Genomic DNA, 26,138 nt, shown 5'->3' with positions numbered 1-26,138 from the left:
ATCAAGGTTCAATCTCCCAAAAAAGGTACGGATACCTCAATCCAGACGTATAGCTTACTGTGGTGGCGCTGGGAAGAATAGGTGGCCGGCGAAGAACGATGATCAGAAGCCGTTCTCCCGCAGAGGCTCCTCAGCGCCGCCACAAGAGGACCGCGGCCTCCAACGCGGCCCGATGGTAAGGGGGCAGGTCGTCGCCCGTCCAGTAGACCTCCACCTGCGGATCGCTCTCACCCGTCTGCGACGCCTCGGTCTGGGCCTCCAGCGTCGGCTCCCAGGCGGGCACGCCCGGATCCACTTCCACGAGGTAGACCCGACGCGCGCCGCCGGGCCCGTCGCGCCAGGCCCGCCGTACCACCGCGACGCCCGCGTGCCCGCTCAGCGCATCCACCACAAGGTGGTCGACGAGGTCGAGCAGGTCGTCCTCCAGGTCGGCGAGCTCGTCGGGGACGCCCCCCGTCAGGTCGAGCCTGGCCGGCACGCGCGGAGGGCGCACCACGTCGGGGGAGAAGGTGTGGCCGGTCACGGGGGTGGCGGTCGTCAGCGTGATCTCGTCTGAAGCCGTCGGCTCGCCCTCAAAGCCGAGCGCCGCGAACACCTCGCGCAAGAGCCCGACCTCCTGGGCCGTCAGCGGCACCCCGCGCTCCACCGCGGCGATCGCCACGGTGTCGGGCAGGTAGGCCAGGTCACCCCCGGCCAGCATGGCGCGGGTCCGGGTGATCAGCTCGTCCGGCAGTCGGCCCGCCAGGCGGAGCAGCATCCGGTGCATGCCGCTGTAGAGCTGCCATGCCCTGTCGTCCAGCGCGGCCCAATCAGCGCTCACGTCAGCTCTCCTCCATCACGATGACCTTATAAGAGCGCGGTACCTCCGGAATGACGCCGCGTTCGACCATGTCCGCCGCCAGCCGATCCACCTCTTCGCGCAGGCTCGCGGCCAGCTCCGGATCGTCCACCCGGCGCACACGTGAATGCGGCGGGAAGACGGCCTCCTGGTCCTCGGAGAAGGAGGAGAAGATGGAGATGTCCTTGGCCTGCTGCCCGGTGAGCTGGTAGGCCACGAGGACCTTGCGATCGCCGGCCGGGTTCTCGGCCATGAACCTGATCGCCACCTCCAGCAGCTTGCTCACGCTGAGGAACTCGCGGGCCGTCCCGTGCGGGTGCAGGCCGGAGCCGTAGATCGGAGAGTGCACCGGCGTCAACCAGTCGCCGCGGTACGCCCGCACCGGCTGCTCGGGCGAGCCCACCCCCGGGAGCTGCGCCATCGCGTCGTGCACCATGTCGGCGTGCCAGCGCATCTCGTCCCACAGACGCGGCGTGGCCCTGCCGAGCTGCTCTTTGAGCGCGTTCCATGCCTCCTGCCGGTCCTTGCGGGCCGCCCTGAGGTCCTGCCCGGCGTCCCTGGCCTCCTCCTTCCGCCCCTCGTCCCGCGCCTGCGCGAGCCGCTCCTTGGCATCGTCCGTACGGCGAACCGCGTCGATGTAGGAGCCGGCCGGCGAGTTCAGGGGCGATTCGGAGTTGAGGTGGCCGTCGCCCACGTGCAGGAGCGGGCGCAGGGCCAGCGGCAGCGGCAGGGCCTTGGTGCCTGCGGCGAGGTTGTCCAGGTAGTTGCCGACGAGCTGGTGGACCTTGTCCGCCATGCGGCGCCTGACCACCGACTCCGACACCCCCCCGGTCCAGAGCTGGGTACGCGTCACGTTGTTGATCAGGTAGTGGCTGTGCCTGGTGTACACGGTCAGCGCCATCACATGCGCGGGCGACAGCCGTTCGCCCAACGCCCGCACGGCGGCGGGGTCGCCCGGGTCGATGCCCGAGCGGTCCAGCCAGGCTGCGAGGTCCGGGTCGGTGACCCGGCCGCTCTCCAGCTGCGGCCAGAGGCGGTCGACGGTCTCGACGACCTTGGGATGCTGCGTCTCGGAGAAACCAGCGACATCCCTGGCGTTCGTGGCGTATCTGGACTCATGCGGGAACATGCCGTCGGGCAGGATCTCGCGGCGCAGCGTTGCGAGGTCCATGTCGGGCAGGCTCCGGTAGAAGTCCACCGGGCTCGGCCGGGAGCCAGGCTCAAGCCGCACCCCTCCCACGCCCGCGATCTGCGCGCCTCTGGCGATCTCGAACAGCGAGTGGTCCTGGCCGGGCAGCATCCATCCCATGAGCGCGCCCAGGAATCGCTCGGTCGTCCTGGGCCCGAGGTCGAGGAACTTGACCGCGGTGAGCATCTTGGCGGTGGTGCCGGAGAGGCCGTCGATCACGGGGTAGCCCTCCCCGGCGATCCTCCTCGCCCACCGGCTCCCCGTCGTGTCATGCGCGGTCACACCCTCCCGCCATGGCAGCAACGCGTCAGGGGTGGCCGGCCCATTGAGGTGCTCTTCCACGAACGCCCGTTCGAACCTGCCCAGCGGCACGCCCAGCCGGTCATAGTGGCCGGGCGTCGTGTTGAGGTCCAGCTTCTGGATCTCCGTCTCCGTACGGTCGCGCCGGCTGAACTGGCTCGTGACCAGCTCGGCGACGTCCCTGGCGCCGCGTTCCGAGAGCATGGCGACGTTGCCCGTGCCGAAAGGGTCGCGGTGGAAGGTATACATCCCCGGCGCGAGCCTGGCCTCCAGCCGCCCGAGCACCGAGCGGTGCAGCCGCTCGTCGAGCTGGTGCCGGGCCCGCCGCACCTCGCCGACATCGAGACCGGCCTCGCGGGCCCGGCCCCAGTCGCCGGTGTCCATGATGTTGAGCAGGGCGTTGCCGAAGATGTTGGGGTTGGCGCGGTTGTAGTAGGCGCCGTTGTAGAAGGCCGTCATCAGCTCGCGCAGGTTCCCATGCGCGAGCAGGTCGTCGACGGTCACCCCGGAGCGCGTGCCCACCTGCCCGGCGCTGGACGGGTCGTCCTTGAAGAAGACGCTCTCCACGCGGCGGGCGAAGGCTTCGGGGCTTTCGCCGGGCCGCCTCGGGGTGAGGTCCACGAGGACGTCGCGTAGCTTGCGCAGCGCGGAGCGGGCGGCGTCCACGGTCTGCGGGTCGTTGAAGTAGTACGCGCCCAGGCGCTGCTCGAACCTCGTGGCCTCGGCCCACCAGCGAGGATCGTTGTAGAAGCGTTCAAAGTCGAACGGCACCCGCGACGATGTGCCGTCCCGCGAACCGGGCCCGTATTGCGAGGGGACACTCGGGGCGTCGTCCGAACGGGAGGGCGCGGTCGCACCCTCGCCCGCCCGGGGCGGCGGGGCGTCGCCGCCCGGCGGGGAGGTAGGCGGCGTGCTGCCGCTCTCGTGGTCGGCCCGGCTCGCCGCCGAGGGGCCCGGCATGGTGTCACCCGAGTCGGGGACATGATTGAGCAGCCGTTCGATCCTGCTCGCGGGAGGCGTCTCGCCGGGCGCCCCCTGACGCGCGGATGCCGCGGGTTCGGCGCCGTTCCCACGTCCGTCCGGTCGGCGGGGTGCGCCATCGGCGGCGTGTTCCGGTGTGCTGCGGGGTTCCGGTGTACTGCGGGGCGCAGGGGATGTGCTCTGCTCGGGTGTCCTGGAGCCGGGGGGCGCCTCCGGACCGCGCACGGGCACTCCACCCTGCGGAGGTGCGGCCTGCGGCGGTGCGGGTTGCGGAGGTGCGGGCTGCGGCCGTACCTCTCCCTGGTGCTGCCGATCCGGCGGGTTGTGCGGGACCGCGGCCTGGTGGGCGGCCTCAGGTCCACTGTCGGGCTTGGCACCGGGTCCGAAATCGGCCGCCGCGTGGCTCAGCGTGGCGGCGCGGTCGGACTCACGTTGAGGCGTCGGATTCGGGCCGCTCTGGGAGTCCGGAACAGAGCGCGGGGCCGGGTCGGGACCGCTCGGCGGGTCGGGGCGCGGGTCCGGGGCTGAACGTGAATCGGGGGCGGGGCGCGGATCCGGATCGGGACCACTGTGCGGGGCGGGGGACGGGTCTCCGTACGGAGAATCCGTGCCGCCCCGGTTCGGCGGGGGCGTGGCGAGGGGCGTGGCGAGGGGCGTGGCGAGGGGCGCGGCCAGGTGTTGGCCGTCCGCGCCGAGAGCACTTGAGGTGATGCCTTTGGCCAGCAGGTCCCAGCTGAAGTCGCCCTGCGCCAGCAGGGTCCCGGCCGTCGTGATGCCGCCGGTCACCGCGAACTGGGCCGCCTGGCCGTACAGGGAGGAACTGGCGGCCGACAGCAGTCGTTCCGCCGTGCTCATCTCCGCCCTGGTCAGCCCCGCGCGCAGGGCGGGGGTGGCCAGCCGGGTGAGCCCGCCGCTCAGCAGCCCCATGAGCCCGCCCATGGCGCCGCCGCTCACCGCGGAGATCCCGAACTGCCGCAGGTCGAACTCGTCCCTGCGCCCCTGCGCCATCTGCAGGGCCTGGATGCCGGAGTCCATCCCCGCCACGATCCCGGCGTAAATCGCGATGTTGAGCAGGGTCCGCTTGGCGATCTGCGCCACTGTCATGCGAGCGATCAGCACACGTGTCGGGATGAGCGCCAGGGTCGCCCCGCCGGTGGCCATAGCGGCCGCCAGCAGGTACGCGAGCTGCGCGATCAGCAGCCAGACGGTGACCTCGATCATGTACTTGGCGTACTGGATCTGCGCGCCCACACCGTTAAGCGCGACGGCGGTATTGATCAGCCGGCTGACGAGGTCGGCGACCTGCTGCTCCGCCACCTTGCCCACGTGCTCGGCGAAGGCCAGGTGAGCGGCCCCGTCCCACTCTGAGCCGATCTTGTTCGCGCTCCACGGCTGGTCGGCGGCGGTGCCCTCGACGATGCGGTGGGCCGCGGTCACGCACGCGTCGGCCAGCCGGAAACAGCCTGTCTCGTCACCCTCCGGCCAGTCCATGCCGACGACCCACCCGATGTAAGGCTTGGCCCAGTCGGGCACGAGGAACCCGTCGAAGCCCATGGGTGATCAGGAACCGGGGAGCCGGATCCGGTCGGCCAGCTCGTAGGTGTCGGCCGTGCGGTGCAGGCCGGTGGACGTGTGCTCCAGTTCCTTGATGTAGGCGTCCAGTGCCGTGAAGATGTGCTTCTCGATCCCGGGCAGCTTCTTGGCCAGCTCGGCGCCGTACAGATCACTACCGAGCGTGTTTCCGTCGCGGTCGAAGGCGGCCCGCAGGTTGTCGCGCACCTGCTCCATGTCGGTGTGCTGCTCGTCGTAGACGCGTGTCTGACTGCGCAGCGCGTCAGGGCGGACGTAGTAGCCCGTCATGCGTCGGTGTCCACGGGCGGGGGCAGGAAGGCGTCGAGCGTGACGTTCTCGCCGAAGACCTGGTCGTAGCGCAGCTCCTCCGGCATGAGCGGCTCCATCAACCGCCGGCGCTGCTCCGCGACGGTGGCCATGGCGCGGTTGATCTGATCCATGATCGCGTCGGCCAGCTCGGAGGCGGACAGTTTGCGGTAGACGCGCGGGTTCAATTCGATACCGCGGACCTCGCCCTGAGGCCCGACGGTCACGCTGATCATCCCGTCGGAGGAGGTCGTCGTTGACGCGATGGCCTTAAGTGCTCCATACGTTTCGCGTACGCGCTCGATCTGCTGGTTGATCTGGCCCGCCAGCTCCCCGACCGTTGCTTGGAACGCGTCGGCCACAATTTCACCTTTCACTGCTAAATGGGAAATTAACTCCACATTACGTACTTGGTACAAGCGCTTGCCACCGATTTCCACATATCTCCGCATAACTGATATAAAAGCCATGCGTTCCACTAAGAAAAAAACGACCAAAAAGAACGCAATGCCGTACGGCTGGGGCCTTCGGGGGGGCGCGCGTTGCAGTCCACCAGTGCGCGTTGTGGTCGCACCCAACTACCAGGCGTTACCCATCGGAGTGGTTCGGCTACAGTAAGTAGCTGAAATGTGTATCGGGGGGAAGGTTGCGCACAAGCCACGTTTGGTGACGTGGCTTGCCGTGCTGATCGGGACCCTCACGGTCGTGCACCTTTGGGTGCACGCCACCACCCCTCACCATCAGCACACCCCATCGAGCGCACCGAGTTCGATGTCCTGTCCGCACCCGAACCCGCATGACCACCACGGCGGGGCGGTGCACTCGGACGCGTTCAACATGTCGGCATCCGACCTTTCGCCCGTGAGGCCGGCGGTCGAGATCGACCGGTTCACCGGAGACTTCACCTCACCGCCCCGAACATGGGCGCCCAGCCGGCCACCAAGCAGAGCCCCGCCCCGGGGCCATCGAGAACGAGCCGTGCTCACCCACACCCTTGAGGTCTATCGGCCCTGATCGCCGCGGACACCGCAGGCATCCCACGAGATGCCCGCGAGACGACGTGTTCCGTGACAATCAGCGACCTGGCGCGAGCATGCGCCGAAAAGGGCCGATCACCATGTTCTCAGCACCAGCCATCACTCACCCCGCCCTGCCGCTGCCGGTGGGCAACACGCCTACCTGCTGGATCGGCGAGACCTTCACCTCCGGCCGCCATGGCTTCTGGGCCAAACTGGAGGGCGCCAACCCCGGCGGCATCAAAGACCGCGCCGCCCTGCACATCATCGAGCGCGCCCGCGCCCGCGGAGACCTCGCGCCCGGGGCGATGGTCGTCGAATCGACCTCCGGGACCTTCGGTTTGGGACTCGCCCTGGCCGGGATCACCTATGGGCATCCCATCACTGTCGTGTCCGATCCCGGCATGGAGGCGATCGTGCACCGCCTGCTGACCGCCTACGGCACCACCGTGGAGACCGTGGGCCATCCGCACCCGGTGGGCGGCTGGCAGCAGGCCAGGCTGGACCGCGTCGATGAGCTTCTGCGCGAACACCCCGGCGCCTACTACCCGAACCAGTACGACAACCCGGACAACGTGGAGGCTTACACCGGCCTGGCCCGCGAGTTGATCGCACAGCTCGGCCGGATCGACGTGCTGGTGTGCAGCGTGGGCACCGGTGGCCACTCGGCAGGCATCGCCAGAGAGCTGCGCCGCTTCTATCCGGACATGCGGTTGATCGGAGTCGACGCCGTCGGTTCGGTGATCTTCGGTCAGCCCGCCCGGACCCGGCTGATGCGCGGCCTCGGCAGCAGCATCCATCCGCGGAACATCGCCCGCGACGCCTTCGATGAAGTGCACTGGGTTGCCCCGCATGAAGCGGTGTGGGCGTGCCGGCGGCTGGCCGCCACCCACTACGCCACCGGCGGGTGGAGCGTCGGCGCCGTCGCTACCGTCGCGGCCTGGTGCGCCCGGACCATGCAGCCGTCCACCCGGATCGCGGCAGTCTTCCCGGACGGCCCCTCCCGCTACTACACATCCGTCTTCGACGACGACTACTGTGCCGCCCACGACCTGCTCGACCGGCCACCAGCGGACGAACCCGAGGAAATCCAATGCCCGGCGGAGGCCGAAGTCACCCGCTGGACCCGCTGCGTCACGGGGGTGAAGCGCTGATGTGGCGGCGCCTGCGCTCTTTCGACCGCAGCGTCCAGCTGCTCATGGTCAACCAGCTCACCATCAACACCGGCTTCTACATGCTGATGCCGTACCTCGCAGGGCACCTCTCCGACGGCCTCGGCATGGCGGCGTGGAGTGTCGGGCTCATACTCGGCATGCGCAACCTCAGCCAGCAAGGCATGTTCCTGATCGGCGGCACCCTCGCCGACCGGCTCGGCTACCGGCCCGTCATTCTCGCCGGATGTCTCCTGCGTACGGCGGGATTCGCCCTCCTGGCGTTCGCCGCGAACCTCCCCGCTCTACTCATCGCCTCGGCGATGACCGGCTTCGCCGGGGCGCTGTTCAACCCGGCCGTGCGCGCATACCTCGCCCACGACGCCGGCCCGCGCAGGGTGGAGGCATTCGCCCTGTTCAACGTCTTCTACCAGGTGGGCATCCTCATCGGACCCCCGATCGGGCTGGCACTGGCCGTGGTGGACTTCCGCCTCGTATGCCTGGTCGCGGCGGGCACCTTCGCCCTGCTCACCATGCTGCAATACCTCGCCCTCCCGCCGTGCCGCACCAGCACCCCGCCCGCCGGCCCAGTTCTCGCCGACTGGCGGGCAGTCATCACGAACCGGCCGTTCATGCTGTTCACGCTGGCCATGGCCGGCTCCTACACACTGTCGTTCCAGGTCTACCTGGCGCTGCCGCTGGAGCTCGACAGCAGCGCAGCGGTCAGCGTGCTGTTCGTGGTCTCCGCGGTCGTCGCGGTCGTCGGCCAAGTGCGCGTCACCGACTGGGCCCGCCGCCGCTGGACAGGGCCGCAGGCCATCACCCGAGGGCTCGCGTGCATGGCCGCCGCCTTCCTGCCCCTGGTGGTCTACGGCGCACTCTGGCCAGGCTCCGCCCCCGTACGGCTGGCGGCCGTGCTCGCCTGCGCCGTACTGCTCGCCCTGGGCACCGTGCTCGCCTACCCATTTGAGATGGACCGGATAGTCGCACTATCGGGCGACCGTATGGTCGCCACGCACTACGGCCTCTACAACATGGTGGCGGGCATCGGCATCGCCCTGGGCAATCTGGTCACCGGCCTGCTCGTCGACATCGTGCCAGGAGCCGTCCCCTGGCTCCTCCTGACCGCGCTCGGCCTGGTGTGCCTGTCGGCCGTACGCACACTCGACCGGCGCGGGTTGCTGACCCCGCCCTCCGAGCGCCCGGCCTTGATCTGAAGACCGTCCGGCTTCCGTAGCGGCGGTCGCCCTGAGGTTCGACGTACGCGGATGGCACCGCAGGGCATACATACCGTCAAGATCGCTGCCTACGAGGTCGTTGATCTGCTGGACCGGGGAGCGCTCGTTGCGGCGTGGCGCGGATCAGCGATGGTGTGTTCATAGTGCTGGTGGGCGTGCCACGCAGCTGCTCACGCCCGCCAGCGGGGCCGTGACGGCGACCACGCCGGCGCTGGCGCGCGGAGGCCTGGGGGCGGATCAGTAGCGCCCTACGTCGCGTGCCAGCTCAAGTCCGAGCACGCGGTCGAGCAAGACCGCGGTCTCGAACCTTCTGCCGTCGGGCAGGTCGTTGTTCTGGAACAGCTCGTCCAGTGTCTGGACGGCACGCGGCGTATCCAGCCCGTCGTCGAGCGCTTGACCGAAACGCTCCACATACTCAGTGGATGTCAGCCCGCCGCCATATCCAGCGCGTTGGCCCACGCCGGAGGGGTCTTCCCGTCGAGCAGGTATTCGACGGCCGCGCGTGCCGTCACCGGGCCGACCAGGTTTCCCGTGCCGTTGTAACCGCCGATCGCGACCACCCCCACCTCCACCCGGGCGCACAGCGGCCGGTCGTCCGGGGTCCATCCGACCGACGCCGCCCACCTGTGCTCGACCCGTACGGCACCGCCCGCCATCCGCCGCGCGACGTCCTCGATGTGGTGCTGCACGGCCTCGGTGGGGTCGGCGTCGTGGGTCCACTCCTCGTCGAGGAAGCGGTCCCGGCCACCTCCGACGTAGAGCCGTCCATCGGGTAGCTGCTGCGCGTAGTCGTAACCCCAGCGGGCGTAGACCGGGCAGGGCAGCCGGTGCGACGAGATCGGGGCGGAGCTCAGCATCTGGAGCCGGGCCGTCCGCACGTGGGGACGGAGCGCGGGCACGATCCTCTCCAGCCGCCCGTCGACGGCCACCACGACGAACCGCGCCCTGATCACACCCCGCTCGGTCACCACCGCGCCGCCGCCGACGGACCTCACCGGGGTGTGCTCGTGCAGCGGCGTGCGACGGCCGAGGCGCGCGGCCAGCCCGGTGGCCCGCACCACCGGGTTCGTGGCCGCGTCGTCGGGAAGGTACAGGCCGACACCGAGGGGCCCGTTGTACTCCTCCACGGCGATTCCGTGCTCACGCAGCGCCGCGGCCTGGGCCGCGCAGTCGGCCACCTCGGCCTCCCGGTCCGCCGCTTCGGCCTCGTCCGCGGGCCCGCCGGGCAGTCCGGCCAGCCGGATGGAGCCAACCCGGCGGATCACCGACGGGCCGAGCAGCGCGTACAGCCGGTCGAGTTCCCCCAGCGTGTCGCGGTAGAGGTCGACGGCGGCCGGGCCCCAGCGCTCGACGGCCCGGTGGAACGCCGGCGCCGGTCCGCCCAGCAGGAAGCCCCCGTTACGTCCGGCCGCCCCGGCCGCCACCCGGTCGGCGTCGACCCCGACGACTGAGAGGCCGCGGTCGAGGAACGCCTCGATCGCGGCCAACCCGGAGGCACCCAGACCCACCACGCAGGCGTCGGCGGCGACATCGCCCGCCAGGGGAGCGAACCCTTCCCATCCAGCCACGGCCGTGTCCCAGCCCACTGACATGTCGTGTGTACCTTTCCGTCGTAGCCCGCGTCCTCCGGTACCGACTCGGTCGGTACCGGAAGCTATGCCGTCGATCACAGCTCGCCCTTCTGGTCGTCGGGATCGGCCTGCCCGCCGCTGGCTATCCTGTGGCACGGCGAGCCAGGTACGGTTTCCCACCACGAGCCCACCGGGAGGCGACGACCGTGACAGCCTCCCAGCGCCGGGGCACATGGCCGGCGGCGACGGTGGTGGCGCACGTGGTCCTGGCTCTCCTGACGGTGCTCACCCTGGCGGGCGTCCAACACCTCGGCGCGGAGCTGTGGCAGATCTCCGCCGCGGCGGGTGCCGCCGTCCTGCTCCACGTGGGAGCGGTGGTGGCCCATCGACGGCCGTGGGCGGGCTACGCGATCGGCGCGCTGGGCATGCTCGTCCTGGTGACGATGCCCTCCCTGAGTTGGTCACCCAGCATGCTGCCCTCGGCCGTGTGCTTCCCCATGACGCTGTGGCGGCTGACCAGCCGGGTCTCGGTCAGGTCCTCGGTGGCCGCGTTGGCCGTTGCCGCGCTCGGGGTCGTCCTCACCGAGCTGGTGGCGTGGGCCCGGCTGCCCTCTGACAGCTCTGGGTGGACCCGCCTGGTCGAGGGCGGGCTGCTGATGCTCGCGGTCGGCGGTGTGTGGCTTGCGGCCCTGCTGATACGCCGCAGGCGCGAGGCCGACCGGCGGGCCGAAAGCGAACGGCTGGCCGCGGCGGTCGCGGACGAACGGGCCGGCATCCGCCGCGACCTGCACGACGTGATCGCCCACACCGTCACCGTCATGGTCGCGCGCATCGAGGCCGCGGCGGTCACGACGGCGGATCCGGCGACCCGCCGCGAACTCGGCGACATCGCCGAGGCCGGCCGGGACGCCCACCAAGGTCTGCGAGCGATGCTGGCCACCTTGGGCCCGGTCGGCGCGGCACCGCGCGCCGACCCCCGGCCCGGACAGGTCCCGATCTCGCTCGATGCCCTTCCCGACCTCGTGGCCTCGGCGGCGAGCCCGCTCCACGCGGTGACGTTCGCGGAGGTGGGGGAGCGGCGACCACTGAGCCTGAGTGCCGAGGTCGCGGCGGTCCGTACCGTGCAGGAGGGCATCACCAACGCGCTGCGCCACCTCGAACCACCGGTCGAGGTGACCGTTCGCCTGCGCTGGGCCCGGGCCGAGCTGGTGGTGGAGGTTTGCGACGACGGCGGCAAGGCGCTTCGCGACGTCGGCAGCCCGGGGACCGGTCTGATGGGGATCGAGGAACGTGTGCGTACCGCAGGCGGCACCTTGTCGATCGACGACGGGGACGAGGGGTGGGTGCTGCGGACGCGGCTCCCCACGAAGGAGGGGGCATGACCGCGATCCGTGTCATGCTCGTCGACGATCAGGAGCTGTTGCGGGCCTCGCTCCGTACGGTGCTGTCGGCCGATGAGCGCATCGAGGTCACCCACGACGTCGCGAACGGCAGCGACGCGATCGAGGTCGTCCGGCGGCACCGCCTGGACGTGGTGCTGATGGACATCCGCATGCCGCGTATGGACGGGGTCGCCGCCACCGCGGAGATCGTCAGGATCGCACCGGCGACCCGGGTGCTCATGCTGACGACCTTCGACGATGACGAACTGGTCGTGGCCGCCATCCGGGCCGGCGCGAGCGGCTACCTCACCAAGGACGTCCGGCCCGCCGCCCTGGCCCAAGCCGTGTGCGACGTCGCCTCCGGGACGTCGGCGCTCGCACCGGGGGTCGCCGCGACGGTCCTCGATCTCGTACGGCAGGTGCCGATACGGCGGACGACGGCCTTGGACGGTCTCACCCCGCGCGAGCTCGAGATCTTCGGCCTGCTCGCCCGCGGCAGGTCCAACAGCGAGATCTGCGCCGAACTGGTGCTGAGCGAGAACACGGTGAAGTCGCATGTCCGGGCCGTCCTGCAGAAACTGGACCTGCGTGACCGCGTGCACGCGGTGATCCATGCGTACGAGAACGGGCTTGTCGGTCGCGGCGAACTGCCTGACTGAGGATTCCATCCGCCGGCGAACGGCTGGTCGACGACTACTGCTCCGTCTACGGCACGCCGGCCGTCGCGGCGGCCGTGATCAACGGGTCGTCGGTAGAGACGATCCTCCGCGGCCGGGACGGGGACGGCAACGCGGTGACGGCTCGGACACGGTTCCGGATCGCGTCGATGAGCACGTCGATGACGACCCGGGCGGGAATCCGGCCGGAGCCGCCAAGGACCGAGGATTCGTGAGGCGTTGGCGGCCCGCGCTTCGCCGTACCCGCGTCTGAACCTTCGGCGCCGGTCAGGTGTCGGGACCCGGGTTTCCGGGATCCGGGTTCATCGGGGTGCGCGTGCGGGTGCCGCGGCGGCGTTTGGCCGACAGGAAAGCGTCGATGACGGCGGAAGTCGAGGCGCTGATCGGACCGGCGGGATAGGCCAGCAGGATCTCGCGGGGCGGGAAGGCCTGGCGGATGCCGATGGTCGGCATGCCGGCGTTCTCGGCCACGCAGCGCGGGACGATGGCGATGCCGACGTCGGCCTGGACGAGCGAGACCAGCAGCGCCATCTGGCCGAGGTCGGCCACGACGGTGCGCGATGTGCCCAGGACTTCGTCGTTGACCTGGCGCAGCGTGCTGCCTTTGAGGAACTCGACCCACACCTCGTCGGTCAGTTCGTCGAGGTCTACCGTCACCCGGTCGGCGAGGCGGTGCGTCGTCGATGTGATCAGGACGAAGTCCTCGCGATGCAGCGGCTGCAGCTGTACCCCGGGGGGCTCGTCGCCGATCGCGGGAACCACGGCGAGATCCAGTCGGCCCCTAGCCACATCGGTGAGCATGGTGTGAGGCTGCTCGTCGCGCAGGTGAACGGAGAGTCCCGGATGGCGCTTGCGGAGATCGGCCAGGGCGCCCGGGATATCGATCCTCTCCAGTGTCTGGATAATCCCGATTCTGATCGTGCCGGTGAGCAGCCCGCTGACCGCCGAGACGTTGTCGAGGGCCTCGCGCGCGGTGGCCAGCAACCGGCGGGCCACGGGCAGGAAGACCTGGCCGGCATGGGTGAGTTGAACGGTCCGGCTGTCCCGGATGAACAGGACCGTGTTCAGGTCGCGCTCAAGCGCCCGGATCGACGAGGAGACCGCCGACTGACCGAGGTGCAGCCGCTCGGCTGCCCTGGAGAAATTGAGCTCTTGGGCGACGGCGACGAAGTGCTCTACTTGCCGTAGCTCCATCTAGCGATGCTATCCATACCTACCTTTGAAAGCTTCTGTTGGACCTCGCGGGGTATCCCCCGCGACATTGAATGAGTAACTGTCGAGCGCGGATTGTCACGATCTGTAATCCCCGCCGGATTCTCGTCATGGTCCTGACGTCCACGCTCTCCATCCACAGCCGCGCCGATGCGCGGGCTGATTCTGTTGGAGGTGTTGTGACCTCATCCGCCATTCCCGATCGGATTCTCGTCAACGGCCGGATCGCCACTCTCGCCGACGTCGGCGAGGTCAGTGCCCTCGCGATCGGCAACGGTGTGATCACCTCGGTGGGGGATGACGAGGAGATCCGGTCGTTGGCCGGTGAATCCACCGAGGTGGTGGATCTGGGCGGTCGCCGGGTCATCCCCGGACTGATCGATTCCCACGTCCACTTCGTCCGGGCCGGCCTCACGTGGGACGACGAAATCCGGTGGGAGGACGTCTACGAGCTGTCCACCGGGCTTGAGCTGGTCGCGGAGGCGGCGCGGCGACAGCCCAAGGGGAGCTGGATCCGGGTTATCGGCGGCTTCGACGAGCGGCAGTTCCGGGACGGCGGCCGGGGGCCGACCAGACAGGAGCTGGACCGGGCCGCCCCCGACCACCCGGTCTATGTCCAGATGCAGTACACCTACGTCCAGCTCAACACACTCGCCATGGAGGCCATGGGGATCACCGAGGAATTGGTGGCGTCCGTGGCCCACCTTGGGAGGTTCGAGCGGGACGAAAACGGCGAGTTGACCGGCCGCGGGCGTGGCGTCCAGTTGATGCCGTGGTTCTACCGGCAGCTCCCGACCCCGGCCTTTGAGAACCAGGTCGCCTCGACGGCCTCCCTGTCCCGGGAGTTCGCCCGGGTCGGCCTGACCGGTTGCATCGACGGCGGCGGCTTCAACACCGGGCCGGACGTCTACCATCCGATCTACGAGACATGGCGTCGGGGTGAGCTTGCCACCCGGGTGCGGCTCTTCAAGCACGGGACCGCCCCCGGCACGGAGGAAGAGGACCTGGCGGGCTACGCCCGGTTTCTTGAGCCGCACTTCGGCGACGACATGATGCGGATGTCGGGCATCGGCGAAGTGATCATCTTCCGCAGCCATGATCTCATGGAGACCCCGGGCGACACCTCGGCCGAGGCCATGGAGCTGCACGAGCGGCTACTCACGCCGTTCGCCGCCAAGGGGTGGACTGTGCAGATCCACGCGTTCCACACCCTGTACATCGACCGGCTACTAGATGTATGGGAGCGCATCAACAAGAAGCACCCGATCTCCGGCCTTCGCTGGACGATCGTGCACGGCACCGGGATCACCGAGGAGCACATCCCCCGGTTGAAGGCCCTAGGGGTGGGCGTGATGCTCCAGAGCCTGATGCGGTTCCACGGTGATGAGTCCATCAAGTCCTGGGGCGCACCGCTCATCGCGAGATCTCCGGAAATGCGCAAGCTCATCGAGGCGGGCGTCCCGATCGCCCTGGGCTCGGACGGCATGCGCGGCGCCTCCTACAACCCGTTCACCAGCTTGGAGTGGTTCCTCACCGGTCTCACCGTGGCGGGAACCCCGACACTGGCTCAGGAAAACCTGCTGACCAGGGAGGAAGCCCTGCGGGGCTACACAGTGGGGAGTGCCTGGTGCACCTTCGAGGACGCCATCCGGGGGCGTCTCATCCCCGGCTACCGAGCCGACCTGGTGGTGCTCTCCAAGGATTACTTGACGATTCCGACCGAAGAGATCCACACCATCACTTCGGAACTGACTCTGTTGGACGGCCGCACCGTCTGGACCAGCGGCCTCGTCGGCTGACCGAGACCGTATAAGACGAACGCCCGGCGACCACGGTGCCGTCCTATCGGTCGGCGCCCCTACCCCCCCTTTCGCAACATCCTGATCTCCAAGGAACCACATGAGGTCGTTCAGAGCATTTCCCCAGGGGGCGCAGCGCGCCCTGTACTCGATTCTCGCCGTCGGCGCCCTGGTCGCGACCGGCGCCTGCAGTTCCCAGTCGAACACCACGCAGGGGGCAACTGGCGGCACAGACAAGCACGTCAAGTACGCCGTGGCCGGTGAACCGGGGCAGCTGGACCCGACACTGGCCAACACCTTCTCCTCCGTCGTGGTCTACGAGGCGATGTGCGAGACGCTCTACGCAGTCAGCCCCGAGGCCACCATGGTGCCCCGGCTCGCCGCCAGTGAGCCGGAGTTCAGCGAGGACCGCAAGACCGTCACCGTCAAACTGCGCCAGGGCGTGAAGTTCGCCGACGGCACCCCGTTCAACGCCGAGGCGGTCAAGGTGTCCATCGAGCGGCACCTGACCCATCCGAGTTCGCAGCGGAAGAACGAGCTGGCCGCGCTGGAGAGCGTCGCGGTCGCCGACGAGCACACCGTGCTGCTGGCGATGAAGAAGCCCATCTCGCCGGGTGCGTTCAGCGTCATGCTCAGTGACCGGGCGGGTCTCGTCATGTCGCCGACCGCGCTCAAGTCGGCCGGGGACAACTTCGGCGACTCTCCCGTATGTGTCGGCCCGTTCAAGTTCGACAGCCGGGCTCCGCAGAACTTCGTCAAGGTGGTCAAGGACCCGAACTACTACGACGCCGCCAAGATCCAGCTGGAGAGCGTGACCTTCCAGGTCATCGCGGACTCGACCATCCGGGTGACGAACCTCCGGTCCGGGGACATCGACGTCGTGGAACGGGTTCCGACGACGGACGTCGCCGGCCTCGACGGAAAGAACGGCACAAAGATCATCAAGTCCAACGGGATCGGCTTCATCGGCCTGGAGGTGAATAGCGGGAACACGGGCAAGATCGGCAAGCCCGGCAAGGTCGAGGGGCCGCTGCAGGACCCCAAGGTCCGTAAAGCCCTTGAGCTGAGCATCGACCGCGAGGCGCTCAACAAGGTGGTCTACAACGGCCAATACGCCGGGGCCTGCGGCTTCATCGCGCCGTCGTCCGCCTTGGCCAGTGAGCCGGCGACCGCGTGCACGCCGCACGATCCGCAGAAGGCGAAGGAGCTGCTGAAAGAGGCGGGCGTGACCACACCGGTCAAGGTCTCGGTGCTGCTCAGCAACACCCCCGAGTTCAGCCGGATCGCCCAGGCCCTGAAGTCGATGGTCCAGGAGGGTGGATTCGACCTGCAGATCGACGCGCGTGACTCGACGGCGGTGCTGGCCGCCGCGACCGCCGGGGAGTTCCAGCTGCACATGAACACCTGGTCGGGACGGATCGACCCGGACGCCAACATCAGCCGTTTCGTCTCCACCGGGAGCCCGTCCAACTACGGGAACTTCTCCAACCCGAAGGTCGACGAAATGGTCACCGCGGCCCGGTCAGAACCCGATGTGGACAAGCGGCGTGAACTCTACGGGAAGCTCACCGTCGAACTCGCCAAGGAACTGCCCATGATCTACTTGGTCCGCCCGTCCTTCTACGCCGGGGTGCGCGACTCGCTGGAGGGCCTCACGGCCCAGCCCAACGGAGTCGTCGACTTCCGCGCCGCGCGCGTCACCGGCCGAGGATAAGCGAGCACCTCGTACGTTGACTCGCCCACGCCGGCAGCGCCCGGATCACCCTGCTGATCGCCGTCCTCTTCCGCGGGGTACGGGCGCTGCCGGAGAACCCGGCGGTCGGATGCCGTAACCCCTGAACCAAAGACTGGATGTTTCAATCGAACGCCTGTGCGAGTATATTGGAATCGGGAGCGACTTCGGCCTTCCGCCGGTGCCGCCGCTGGTGCAGTGCCGGCACCGGCCCGCGTGGCCGTCGTTATCTAGGGTTGTCAAACGAACTTGCTGGTCAACGACACGAAGGTCGTCAAGGCATGTCGGGCGAATAGACCCCTGCCTGCGAGCGCCGCCGGTTGCTCGTCGACCGTCTCTACCGACCTGACGCGAGGACTTCTGTGACTGACGAGAAAAGGCTGTCCGGCAAGACCAATCCGGCGCCGAAAGCACGGGGCAGTCGCAGGGCCGGCCTCTGGCCGCTGGTGCATGCCGAGCGAGCGGCCCTGGCGGACGACCTGGAGGATCTGACCGACGAGCAGTGGGCGGCTCCGTCGCTGTGTGCCGGGTTGACTGTGCGGGAGGTGCTGGCGCACCTCACCGTAGGGGCGAGCCTTAACGGTCTGCGGTGGCTGGCAGGGGTGATCCGCTGCCGGTTCGACTTCGACAAACAGGTCGCCATGCGGCTGGCCGAGCAGTTGGGCACGACCGCGACCGAGACGCATGACAGATTCCGTCGCGTCATCACGAGCACCACCAAACTACCTCTCCCGGTCATCGCGATGCTGGGTGAGACGATCGTGCATGCCGAGGACATCCGGCGACCGCTGGGCATTCGCCATGAGTACCCGATCGAGACCCTCACCCGGCTAGCCGAGTACTACCGGGGCTCGGACCTGGTCGTCGCCGCCAAGAGACGGATCGTCGGCCTGCGACTCGTCGCCACCGACGGCCCCTTCACCACGGGCTCCGGCCCGCTGGTGTCCGGCACCACCCTGGCACTGGTGATGGCCACGACCGGACGCTCGGTGTACTGCGATGAACTTGACGGCGACGGCGTCGAAATCCTGCGCGATCGGCACAGCATGACATGACCGGGGGCTCGAAGCCGGCCCAGCCGGTTGTCCCGCTGCCTCAAGACCGGTGCCCGCTGATGGGGCCGGTCCACAGCCAGAAGGCCCAGCTCCGCGCGATCGAGAACGGCTACTCCATGATCCGGCAGGCGGAATTCGGCGTGGCCGGGGCGTTCGACGGGCCGTACCCTCGCCGCTCATGATTACGCGGGCAGCGACCAGCACATCGTGTTCGCCGATGTTTCTACGCGAGGTTCCGCCACGCTCTACCGGGTGATCGGCGACGTCTTCGCCTGGTTGTGCCTGGCGGGCGTCGTGGCGGCGGTCGTGATCAGGCTGTGGCGGTACTCACCGGGCGGAGTCCCGACCCAGCGTGTGAAGGCGCGCCGGAACGCGCTCGGCTCGGAGAATCCGAGCCGGTAGGAGATCTCATCGATGGACTCGCCACCGCGGCGCAGGCTGTCCACGGCGAGGTCGCGCAGCAGTTCCTCGCGGATCTTGTTGAAGGAGGTGCCTTCCTCCCGCAAGAGCCGGCGCATGTGCTGGACGCTGATCGACAGCCGGGCGGCCACGTCCTCGGCGCGGGCCCAACTGCTCATGTCGCCGCGTTCGATGATGCTGCGCACCCGGTCGGCGGTCGTGGTGCCGTAGTCGCGGTGGTAGATCAGATCCGCTGGAGAGCGGCGGATGTAGCTCAGCAGCTCCCGCTCGTTGCGCACGACAGGCGCGGCCAGGTAGCGGGCGTCGAAGGTGAGTGAGACCGCCGGGGCGTCGAAAACCGGCGTGACGCCGAAGATCGGCGCGTACTCGGCACTGTAGTCCGGTTCCGGGAAAGGCAGCTGCAGCGCGGTGAGCGCGATCCGCTGCGCGACCAGCCAGGCGGGGAAGCGGTGCACGAGGGCGACCGTGATCTCGGCGGCGAGTGGCCGCACTTCCGTGTCGGTGGCGATCTCGATCCGGGCCGCGGTGCCGTCCACGACGAGTCTGCTGCGTGTGTAACCCGTGGTGATCGCGGTGAACTCGACCAGGCGCTCCAGCGAGGAGCGCAGGTCGGGCGTGTGGATCAGTCCCAGTGCGATCATCCGGAACGTGCCGGGCGGCACCGGCCGTGGCCCGAGTCCCAGAAGTTCGTCGCCGGTGGCGTGCCAGAGCGCCCGCATCACGTCCACCGCCTGATCACAGTCCACGTGTGAGGCGGTAAAGGGGTGGCGGATCGCGTGCCGTACGTCGGCTCCCGTCGCCTCGACCGAGGCGACAGCCGTACGGAGAAAGTGGCTCGGAACTCCGGATATCGACATAAGCCCCTCCCTGAGCTGGACCGTAGCAGACGCGCGCTTCGGTCATGCAATGCGCGAGTTTGGGTCGTCCAATTGGCCAGGCGTTCCGACCTAGATTTTCCGCACAACCCAAGAACGGAGGGGTGAGCATGCCGGATACGAGGATCTCGCCGTGGCGCATGCCGAGGGTGCTGGTGCGGGCAGGCGTGCTGGACCCGCTGCGGCCGGGCCTGCTGGTCCGGCTCAAACGCGACTCTGACCGGTGGGGGCGATGCCCGCCGCCGTCAAGGCGGCCATGGCCGCCCACCCCGACCGGGTCGCCCTAGTCGACGACCTCGGTGGGATGACCTACCGGCAGCTCGGCACCCGCACCACCAGGCGCGGAACGCCTTCGTAACGGTCGATGGGCTCGTCCAGCCCGCGCCCGCGCCGCATTTCAGCCGCAGTGACCACAAGGAATCGCCATGACAGCCAAGACCATCGTCATTACCGGCGCCGCCGGCGGCCTCGGCCTGGTGACCGCCCGTCACCTCGTCCAGGCCGGAATGGATGTCGTCCTCGTCGGCCGCGACGGAGAGCGCACCGCTGCCGCGGCCAGAGGGCTGCCCGGGAACGTCCGGTCGCTGGCGGCCGACCTGTCACACCGGGCACAGGTCTGGGACCTGGCGGCGAAGCTGGAAGCCGACGGTACCCCCGTCGATGTGCTCGTCAACAACGCGGGAGCCGCCTTCCCCCGTTACGCGGAGACCCCGGACGGCGCTGAACGGACCTACGCGGTCAACCACCATGCTCCGTTCCTCCTGACCCATGCGCTGCTGAAGGCCGGAATGTTCACTCCCGAGGCCCGGATCATCAATCTGTCCAGTTTCCTAGAGAAACGCGGGAAGCTCGACGTGCACGACCCCGACGTTCTCGGCACGTCCTGGCGCAAGCGCTTCTACTCACAGATACACGTCTACGCGACGAGCAAGCTGCTGTCCCTCCTGGCATCCAAGGAACTCGCCCGGCGGCTTCCCCAAGGAGTGAAGGTGTACAACGCCGACCCCGGCATGGTGAAGGGGACGGGCATAAACACCAACGCCGGGGGCCTCATGCGGCTGACGGCTCCACTGTTCCGCCCGTTCTCCATCACACCCGACGAAGGGGTACGCACCATCGTCCACCTCGCGACCGCCACACCTGCACCGGAACCCAGCGGAGGCTTCTTCACCAACGCGGCGCCCTCCGAGCCCTCCCCCCGAGCCGTGGACCCGGCCCTGGCCCTTGCGATCTACGAGCGGACCGCCGCCACCCTGGGGCTGTAGCGCGATGCCGGTGCTGCCATCACCAGTGTGAGCTGCGTCTTCGCCCTTCCACCGCCCTCGACGACTGTTGGACGAGGGGGCGGAGTCAACAAAGGTAACGAGCCCTCCCTTGCCGCTACGGACCCGGCAAGGGAGGAGCCGCCCAAGAAACTCGCAGGGGAGGAGATCACTGCCATGACAGCCGCTCTCGGGGACCTGCGCCGCGTACTCCGAAATGCCGACCCGCTGGACAAAGCAGCAATCTACGAGATCGTCGCCGGATTTCGGCATTGACAAGCGGAGCCCGATCCATGGCAACGGCGTCCACGGCAGTAGTGCTCACGGCAGTTAGCGCTCACGGCAGAACTGTGAGATTCCGGGCCACGGGTTCGGGCAATGATCGGCGGGTTACATGGCGTGCTCTACCGCAACCAGTAGAGGTTGACCTTTCCGATCTTCGATCGTTTCGGAGTGCCTCTACGGGGGATCGAGACCGACTGTCCCATCGCCCCCTCCCATGAGCCTTGCGATGTGATCAATGCCGGGTCTTCGTGCGCTCGTAGTGGCGGGCGGCCTTGCTCCGGTTGCCGCAGATGGCCATGGAGCACCAGCGTCGGGTGCCGTTCTTGGTCGTGTCGTGGAAGTGCAGCACGCAGTCGGGGTGTGCGCAGGCCTTGATGCGGCCGGGCCTGTCGGCTAGAAGCCGCAGATAGTCGGCTGCGGCCAGCCAGGCCGCCAACCAGGCGGGGTCATCGGTCTCCGAATGCGTCTCCGGGCCGCCAGGCCCGAGGCGGTAGCGCAGTGCGCCGTGCGCGAGAAGGCGGTTGAGGGCGTCGGCGGCTCTCGGTGACGAGGCGTCGTCCACGAGCGCCAGCAGGGTCTCGCGGGTCTCCCGGAGGGCGTCGAGAGTCGCCCGGTCGACCACCGTCCGGTCGTGGAGGCCGGCCGAGCGTAGCCAGACAGCCAAGCCATCGGTGGAGTCGAGCAGGTCATGGCCGATGCCGTCGATGACCCACCGGGTGTTGAGCAGGTCCAGGGACAGCGGTTCGCCGATGAGTGGACGGGGGTCCGTGGCTCCTTGCGGGTGTGATGCATCCCTGGACTCCATGTCCCGAGTCTACCGCCTATCGAGGTTTTGCCGGTTGACGACGATTGTCTAACCTTCTATCTTGGAATAGACAGTTAGATCGACAATCGGGCGTGACAGCCCGGGTTAGCGAGTGCGTCATGGAAACGGTCGCCATTAAGTCCCTGCAGACGGGGCACGTGGGGCTGAACGTGACCGATCTGAGCCGGTCGCTGCCCTTCTACCTGCGGGTCTTTGGCCTCGAGGTGCAGGCCGAAGGCAAAGAGGAGGGGCGCCGCTGGGCGTTCCTGGGACGGGAAGGGCAGCTGGTGCTCACCCTGTGGCAGCAGAGCTGCACCGCCTATTCGACCACCTCGGCGGGCCTGCACCACCTGTCGTTCCAGGTCGAGTCGATCGACGACGTGAAGGCCGCCGAACACCTTCTGCGCGACCTTTCCGCCGAGTTCGCCTACGACGGCGTCGTCCCGCACAGTGAGGGCGCCTCCTCCGGAGGGATCTTTTTCACCGACCCTGACGGGATCCGCCTGGAGATCTACGCAGCGACCGGCGCCGACACCGAGCCCGCCCCTAACGGAGCCGCTCCGACCTGCGGTTTCTTCTAATTCTTCTCATCCCGACGACCCGACGACCCGACGAAAAGAGGCCGCTGTGGCGGTCGACGTCTACCACGAGGGTGAACGAGCTGCCCAGCGGCACGCGGGCCTGCTCGACCAGGGAAAGGTCTCCTCCCGCGCCATCCGCGCGGAAATCCCCGAAGCGGCACGCAAATTCCTCGCCCAGCAGCCGATGGTGGTGCTCGGCGCCGCAGACACCGACGGGCGGATGTGGGCGACGCTGCTCACCGGGCAGCCGGGGTTCCTATACGCCGAGGACGCCCGCACCATCACGATCGACGGACGAGCGGTGTGGGGCGACCCCCTGCGCGATCGGCTCGCCGAACCCGCAGCGGTCGGCCTGCTCGCGATCGAACCGGCCCGCCACCGCCGAATGCGGATGAACGGCCACGCCGTCCCCCTCGGACATGCCCTGCGCGTCTCACTCGACCAGGTCTACTCCAACTGCCCCAAGTACATCCAGAAGCGTGAACCTCGGTGGGAACCAACCACGCCCGCCGAGCCCATGCGATCCCATGCCCTGACGGACGGCCAACGGCGGCTGATAGCCGCCGCCGACACGTTCTTCATCGCCACCGCCGACCTCGACGGCAACGCCGACGCCTCCCACCGCGGCGGCAACCCCGGCTTCGTCGAGGTGCTGTCACCGACCGTCGTGCGCTGGCCCGACTACGTCGGCAACGCCATGTTCAACACCCTTGGCAACCTGGAAGTCCAGCCCAAGGCCGGGCTACTGTTCCCCGACTGGCGCACAGGCGCCACCCTGCAACTCACCGGCACCGCCCGCACCGACTGGAATCCCGCGTGCGGCGCCGAACGGTCAGTCGAGTTCACCGTCACCGGTGTCGTCGAGATCCCCGAGGCCAGCCCGCTGCGCTGGACAGAACCGGTTCTGTCCCGCTTCAATCCGTCGAATCCGGCTTCAACGCCACCATGATCGGAGAAGCGCAACGGGCATCTGCAAGCCTCAGCGCTCTCACGGAATCGACCCTCGACGCCGCCGCACCCGCCGGACCATCCCCGCGTGTGCGGGGCCGACGTGCAGTGGGTGCGGGTCGAGATCCAGACGGACGGACCATCCCCGCGCGCGCGAGGCCGACCCGAGGTGGCGGCGAGGAATGTTCGGCGATCCAGGACCATCCCCGCGTGCGCGGGGCCGACAGCGGTCACTTCCGACCGCCCTTCTTGCCGCTCGGACCATCCCCGCGTGCGCGGGGCCGACGCCTGGCCCTGGATCCCCGAGGCAGGCACCATGGGGCCATCCCCGCGTGCGCGGGGCCGACCGCCAGGATCTCCCGGGGCGGTGTCATCTCCTCGGGCCATCCCCGCGTGCGCGGGGCCGACGCGGAGATCACGCTCAACAACGATGACCGCAGGGGGCCATCCCCGCGTGCGCGGGGCCGACACTCGCTGACCTGGGTCTCTTCTACGCCGGGAGCTGTTTTTCATTCGGTTCGGAATGGCTTGTGGATCTCATGCTGCGGCTATGGCTTCCAGGGATTGTCGGTCGGGATATCTAGTGTCCCACGGGTGGGATAGAGCGCCATGAGGTCAGGGAGGGCGATCGCCCCCGCGCACGCGGGGATGGTCCGGGCTCCGACGAGCACCTGGCCCCCATCGGCAAATCGCCCCCGCGCACGCGGGGATGGTCCGCCGATCACACTCCTCTGCGGTGCCAATCCGCGATCGCCCCCGCGCACGCGGGGATGGTCCCCTGTAACCGGCCCCGGGCCGGGTCCCCGTCCGATCGCCCCCGCGCACGCGGGGATGGTCCTGTTCCAGGCCCCGCACTGCACTAAGGAAGAAAATCGCCCCCGCGCACGCGGGGATGGTCCCGAAGGGCCTCACCACACGGCGAGGTTCTGAGCATCGCCCCCGCGCACGCGGGGATGGTCCGCCAGGGACTGTGTTTCCCCAGTTCAACGCACCATCGCCCCCGCGCACGCGGGGATGGTCCCGCGGGGACAGACCGTATGGCCGGATCGCCCCCGCGCACGCGGGGATGGTCCCTGCACGCCCATCTCCATAGCAGCGGCGGCCTGATCGCGTCGAAGAAGTCGAGGCTCAGTACGGCGAGGTGATGGCCTTCGTGCACGACGGCGGGAAAGCCGAGTGGGCGAGTTTTTCACGTAGTCGCTCGGCAGCCCGACCTGTGGGTGAGGGCGATCACTGATTCGGCGTCGCAGTTCGGGGATGCATAGCGGGTGCAATGGTCTTAAGGATCGGACTTCCTTGTGTCTGGCGTCCGGTCAAAGGCCCGTGGGGTGAGTCGCTTTCATCTCGCGGGTCCGAATTGTTTTCGGAGCTTTCTTTTCGGTGGATGCCGATTGGCCGTGCTGTACGCCCATAATCAGGGGGGTGGAGCTCCCTGGTCACCAGGTAATGATGTGTGATGGTCGGTGACAGTAGAAGGCCAATAGTTGGACACATCCGGTTGTCCAACCGTGTCCAAGGAGGTCGTGTGGCTGGGATTCCAGGTGCTAGCCCGAGCGAGCAAGCTGGTTGGGACCTGCTTGGAGCGCAAATCAAGGTGCTTCGAGAAGCTAACAAACTCACGTTGAAGCAGGTCGCGGCGCATCTCCACACGAGCTTGAGCTTAGTCAGCAAGATCGAATGTGCTCAGCGGCGCCTGCCGCAGGAGAGTGTCGAGCCTTTGGAGCAGCTTTTCCGCGCTCAAGGGGCGATCCTCGTCGGCTGGCAGAAAATCAGGCGTTCAAACATGAATGTCAACGACGGTGACATATCAGAAGCGGATCCAACGGGGAATGCTGGTGGCATGGACGAGATACGACGCAAGATTCTGGCTGGCGGCGCCGGCTTGGCCATGGGGACCGCCTTCGGAGACTCTTTGACCCCTTTGCGGGAACTGATCGACTCGCGGCTTGGCGCCACCCGCCTGGCCGACTGGGAAGGGAGGGTATGGGAGTACGCCAAGAACTACCCGATGGCTGAACTCCCAGACCTTGCTTCGCAGATCGCCGCAGATCTCGCGGCCATACAGGGCCCTGCCGCAGGCGCGCCGCCCTATGAGGCGCTCGGGTGGGCGCGTCTGAACGCGCGGCTCACATTCTTGCTCGCCCATACGCGGAACACGTGCACAGGCAGGACCCTGGAGGTGTGCCTGTGGTGGGAGACAGCTCGCCGTGCCGCCGAGCAGACGGGCGACCCGCAGATGATCAGTGCCGTTCATGCTTTCCAGGCAAACCAAGCGCTCGGCGAAAGGAACCCGCAGGTTGTCACCGAGCATGCACGTGCCGCGCTTCGGGTCGCGGACGGGCGTGCGCTTCCGGCTGCTGCGGAAGCCGTCGGCACGCTGGCTCAGATCAGTGCCGCCAGAGGTGACAAAGAGAGTGCTTTGGACCAGCTGCGCGCTCAAGAGGAGCTGTTTCGACGGCTCCCTAGTGAGACGAAGTCTCGTCCGATCAGGCATGACGGCTGGCCGGAGGTGCGGCATGGGCAGATGAAGGTCCCGACCTTGACCCATCTCGGTCACCCTGGTGCCGAGGCCGCATGCCAAGAAATGCTCAACGGGTTGCGTCCACGGAAGTGGTGTACGAGTTTGACCTGGCCACAAGCGTGGCGACCGTGAAATGAACACGGCCATCGCGTGATCCTTCAGGTTGCTGAAACCATGATCGAAGGAGAACAGGCGATGGCCGCGAACAACAGTGTGAACCCTGCCGCCTGGCTGGCGAAGCAGATCGAGACCGGCGACCCCGACATGTTGCGATCCATGGTGAAGACCATGGCCGACGCGTTGATGTCGGCCGAGGCCGACACCCTGTGCGGCGCCGGCTACGGCGAGCGCAGCGACGACCGCGTCAACCACCGCAACGGCTACCGGCCACGTGAATGGGACACCAGAGCCGGAACAGTCGA

General features: G+C 68.3%; 23 protein-coding genes and 1 CRISPR repeat array. Of the genes, 14 read left to right on the top strand and 9 right to left on the bottom strand.

The window, feature by feature from the left end; all coding sequences use genetic code 11:
- Nucleotides 1-130 precede the first annotated feature (130 nt).
- The 4 genes from BLQ73_RS27000 to BLQ73_RS26985 are packed head-to-tail and all read right to left on the bottom strand — an operon-like array spanning nucleotide 131 to nucleotide 5,563.
- On the bottom strand, nucleotides 131-820 hold the full coding sequence (locus BLQ73_RS27000) for a hypothetical protein (protein ID WP_093174751.1): 690 nt from the start codon (nucleotides 818-820) through the stop codon (nucleotides 131-133).
- A 1-nt stretch (nucleotide 821) separates the two neighbouring features.
- Complete coding sequence (locus BLQ73_RS26995) at nucleotides 822-4,862, bottom strand: WXG100-like domain-containing protein (protein ID WP_093174749.1); 4,041 nt, start codon at nucleotides 4,860-4,862, stop codon at nucleotides 822-824.
- Between the two features lie 6 nt (nucleotides 4,863-4,868).
- The gene (locus tag BLQ73_RS26990; RefSeq protein ID WP_093174746.1) at nucleotides 4,869-5,168 is read right to left on the bottom strand and encodes a hypothetical protein; all 300 of its coding nucleotides are present in this window, start codon (nucleotides 5,166-5,168) and stop codon (nucleotides 4,869-4,871) included.
- Nucleotides 5,165-5,563 carry a YbaB/EbfC family nucleoid-associated protein gene (locus BLQ73_RS26985; protein WP_245691453.1) on the bottom strand — a complete coding sequence of 133 codons (399 nt, stop codon included), beginning with the start codon at nucleotides 5,561-5,563 and terminating at the stop codon, nucleotides 5,165-5,167. The genes BLQ73_RS26990 and BLQ73_RS26985 overlap by 4 nt, the downstream gene beginning before the upstream one ends.
- 740 nt (nucleotides 5,564-6,303) lie before the next feature.
- Here BLQ73_RS26985 and BLQ73_RS26980 point away from each other — a divergent pair.
- Together BLQ73_RS26980 and BLQ73_RS26975 are read left to right on the top strand one after the other, a co-directional pair.
- The gene (locus BLQ73_RS26980) at nucleotides 6,304-7,356 is read left to right on the top strand and encodes a PLP-dependent cysteine synthase family protein (RefSeq protein WP_275936328.1); all 1,053 of its coding nucleotides are present in this window, start codon (nucleotides 6,304-6,306) and stop codon (nucleotides 7,354-7,356) included.
- Nucleotides 7,356-8,570 (top strand): MFS transporter, encoded by a 1,215-nt coding sequence (locus tag BLQ73_RS26975; RefSeq protein WP_176955707.1) that lies wholly within the window; start codon nucleotides 7,356-7,358, stop codon nucleotides 8,568-8,570. The genes BLQ73_RS26980 and BLQ73_RS26975 overlap by 1 nt, the downstream gene beginning before the upstream one ends.
- Before the next feature lie 258 nt (nucleotides 8,571-8,828).
- On the opposite strand, the gene BLQ73_RS32830 is transcribed toward BLQ73_RS26975, so the two are convergent.
- Together BLQ73_RS32830 and BLQ73_RS26970 are read right to left on the bottom strand one after the other, a co-directional pair.
- Nucleotides 8,829-9,002 (bottom strand): hypothetical protein, encoded by a 174-nt coding sequence (locus BLQ73_RS32830; RefSeq protein ID WP_176955706.1) that lies wholly within the window; start codon nucleotides 9,000-9,002, stop codon nucleotides 8,829-8,831.
- Between the two features lie 14 nt (nucleotides 9,003-9,016).
- Nucleotides 9,017-10,183: an NAD(P)/FAD-dependent oxidoreductase gene (locus BLQ73_RS26970; RefSeq protein ID WP_093174738.1), complete on the bottom strand. Its 1,167-nt coding sequence runs from the start codon at nucleotides 10,181-10,183 to the stop codon at nucleotides 9,017-9,019.
- 185 nt (nucleotides 10,184-10,368) lie between these two features.
- Between BLQ73_RS26970 and BLQ73_RS26965 the strand changes: the two genes are divergently transcribed.
- Complete coding sequence (locus tag BLQ73_RS26965; RefSeq protein ID WP_093174736.1) at nucleotides 10,369-11,544, top strand: sensor histidine kinase; 1,176 nt, start codon at nucleotides 10,369-10,371, stop codon at nucleotides 11,542-11,544.
- On the top strand, nucleotides 11,541-12,203 hold the full coding sequence (locus BLQ73_RS26960) for a response regulator (RefSeq protein WP_093174734.1): 663 nt from the start codon (nucleotides 11,541-11,543) through the stop codon (nucleotides 12,201-12,203). Before BLQ73_RS26965 ends, BLQ73_RS26960 begins: the two co-directional genes overlap by 4 nt.
- 285 nt (nucleotides 12,204-12,488) lie before the next feature.
- On the opposite strand, the gene BLQ73_RS26955 is transcribed toward BLQ73_RS26960, so the two are convergent.
- Nucleotides 12,489-13,415 (bottom strand): LysR family transcriptional regulator, encoded by a 927-nt coding sequence (locus BLQ73_RS26955; RefSeq protein ID WP_093174732.1) that lies wholly within the window; start codon nucleotides 13,413-13,415, stop codon nucleotides 12,489-12,491.
- 197 nt (nucleotides 13,416-13,612) lie between these two features.
- On the opposite strand from BLQ73_RS26955, the gene BLQ73_RS26950 reads away from it, so the two are divergent.
- The 4 genes from BLQ73_RS26950 (at nucleotide 13,613) to BLQ73_RS26935 (ending at nucleotide 18,201) form a co-directional block, all read left to right on the top strand.
- Nucleotides 13,613-15,232, top strand: coding sequence for an amidohydrolase (locus tag BLQ73_RS26950; protein WP_176955705.1), 1,620 nt, complete (start codon nucleotides 13,613-13,615; stop codon nucleotides 15,230-15,232).
- Between the two features lie 100 nt (nucleotides 15,233-15,332).
- Nucleotides 15,333-16,946 (top strand): ABC transporter substrate-binding protein, encoded by a 1,614-nt coding sequence (locus tag BLQ73_RS26945; RefSeq protein ID WP_093174728.1) that lies wholly within the window; start codon nucleotides 15,333-15,335, stop codon nucleotides 16,944-16,946.
- Between the two features lie 380 nt (nucleotides 16,947-17,326).
- Complete coding sequence (locus BLQ73_RS26940) at nucleotides 17,327-18,019, top strand: maleylpyruvate isomerase family mycothiol-dependent enzyme (protein ID WP_245691451.1); 693 nt, start codon at nucleotides 17,327-17,329, stop codon at nucleotides 18,017-18,019.
- The gene (locus tag BLQ73_RS26935) at nucleotides 18,016-18,201 is read left to right on the top strand and encodes a hypothetical protein (RefSeq protein ID WP_093174726.1); all 186 of its coding nucleotides are present in this window, start codon (nucleotides 18,016-18,018) and stop codon (nucleotides 18,199-18,201) included. Before BLQ73_RS26940 ends, BLQ73_RS26935 begins: the two co-directional genes overlap by 4 nt.
- Nucleotides 18,202-18,264: 63 nt before the next feature.
- On the opposite strand, the gene BLQ73_RS26930 is transcribed toward BLQ73_RS26935, so the two are convergent.
- Nucleotides 18,265-19,296: an AraC family transcriptional regulator gene (locus BLQ73_RS26930; protein ID WP_093174724.1), complete on the bottom strand. Its 1,032-nt coding sequence runs from the start codon at nucleotides 19,294-19,296 to the stop codon at nucleotides 18,265-18,267.
- Between the two features lie 250 nt (nucleotides 19,297-19,546).
- Between BLQ73_RS26930 and BLQ73_RS34730 the strand changes: the two genes are divergently transcribed.
- Nucleotides 19,547-19,672, top strand: coding sequence for a hypothetical protein (locus tag BLQ73_RS34730; protein WP_275936327.1), 126 nt, complete (start codon nucleotides 19,547-19,549; stop codon nucleotides 19,670-19,672).
- A 67-nt stretch (nucleotides 19,673-19,739) separates the two neighbouring features.
- A complete protein-coding gene (locus BLQ73_RS26925; protein ID WP_093174721.1) occupies nucleotides 19,740-20,579 on the top strand; it encodes an SDR family NAD(P)-dependent oxidoreductase in 840 nt (279 codons plus the stop codon).
- Nucleotides 20,580-21,093: 514 nt separating this feature from the next.
- On the opposite strand, the gene BLQ73_RS26920 is transcribed toward BLQ73_RS26925, so the two are convergent.
- Nucleotides 21,094-21,666 carry a CGNR zinc finger domain-containing protein gene (locus tag BLQ73_RS26920; protein WP_093174719.1) on the bottom strand — a complete coding sequence of 191 codons (573 nt, stop codon included), beginning with the start codon at nucleotides 21,664-21,666 and terminating at the stop codon, nucleotides 21,094-21,096.
- Between the two features lie 119 nt (nucleotides 21,667-21,785).
- Here BLQ73_RS26920 and BLQ73_RS26915 point away from each other — a divergent pair, with 119 nt between their 5' ends.
- The 4 genes from BLQ73_RS26915 to BLQ73_RS26900 form a co-directional block, all read left to right on the top strand.
- Nucleotides 21,786-22,247: a VOC family protein gene (locus BLQ73_RS26915; RefSeq protein WP_093174717.1), complete on the top strand. Its 462-nt coding sequence runs from the start codon at nucleotides 21,786-21,788 to the stop codon at nucleotides 22,245-22,247.
- Nucleotides 22,248-22,293: 46 nt separating this feature from the next.
- Complete coding sequence (locus BLQ73_RS26910; RefSeq protein ID WP_093174715.1) at nucleotides 22,294-23,196, top strand: pyridoxamine 5'-phosphate oxidase family protein; 903 nt, start codon at nucleotides 22,294-22,296, stop codon at nucleotides 23,194-23,196.
- A gap of 626 nt (nucleotides 23,197-23,822) precedes the next feature.
- A CRISPR array of direct repeats spans nucleotides 23,823-24,268; the repeat unit is 28 nt; unit sequence ATCGCCCCCGCGCACGCGGGGATGGTCC.
- A gap of 452 nt (nucleotides 24,269-24,720) precedes the next feature.
- Nucleotides 24,721-25,848, top strand: a complete 1,128-nt coding sequence (locus BLQ73_RS26905) for a helix-turn-helix domain-containing protein (RefSeq protein WP_176955704.1) — start codon at nucleotides 24,721-24,723, stop codon at nucleotides 25,846-25,848.
- A 132-nt stretch (nucleotides 25,849-25,980) separates the two neighbouring features.
- The coding region (locus BLQ73_RS26900; RefSeq protein ID WP_420820042.1) for a transposase at nucleotides 25,981-26,138 on the top strand (158 nt) is incomplete at its 3' end.

The sequence above is a fragment of the Sinosporangium album genome (assembly GCF_900100605.1).
In the GTDB taxonomy this organism is placed as follows: domain Bacteria; phylum Actinomycetota; class Actinomycetes; order Streptosporangiales; family Streptosporangiaceae; genus Sinosporangium; species Sinosporangium album.
Note: the sequence above shows the minus strand (reverse complement) of the source record. Positions and strands in the feature narration are given on the sequence as shown.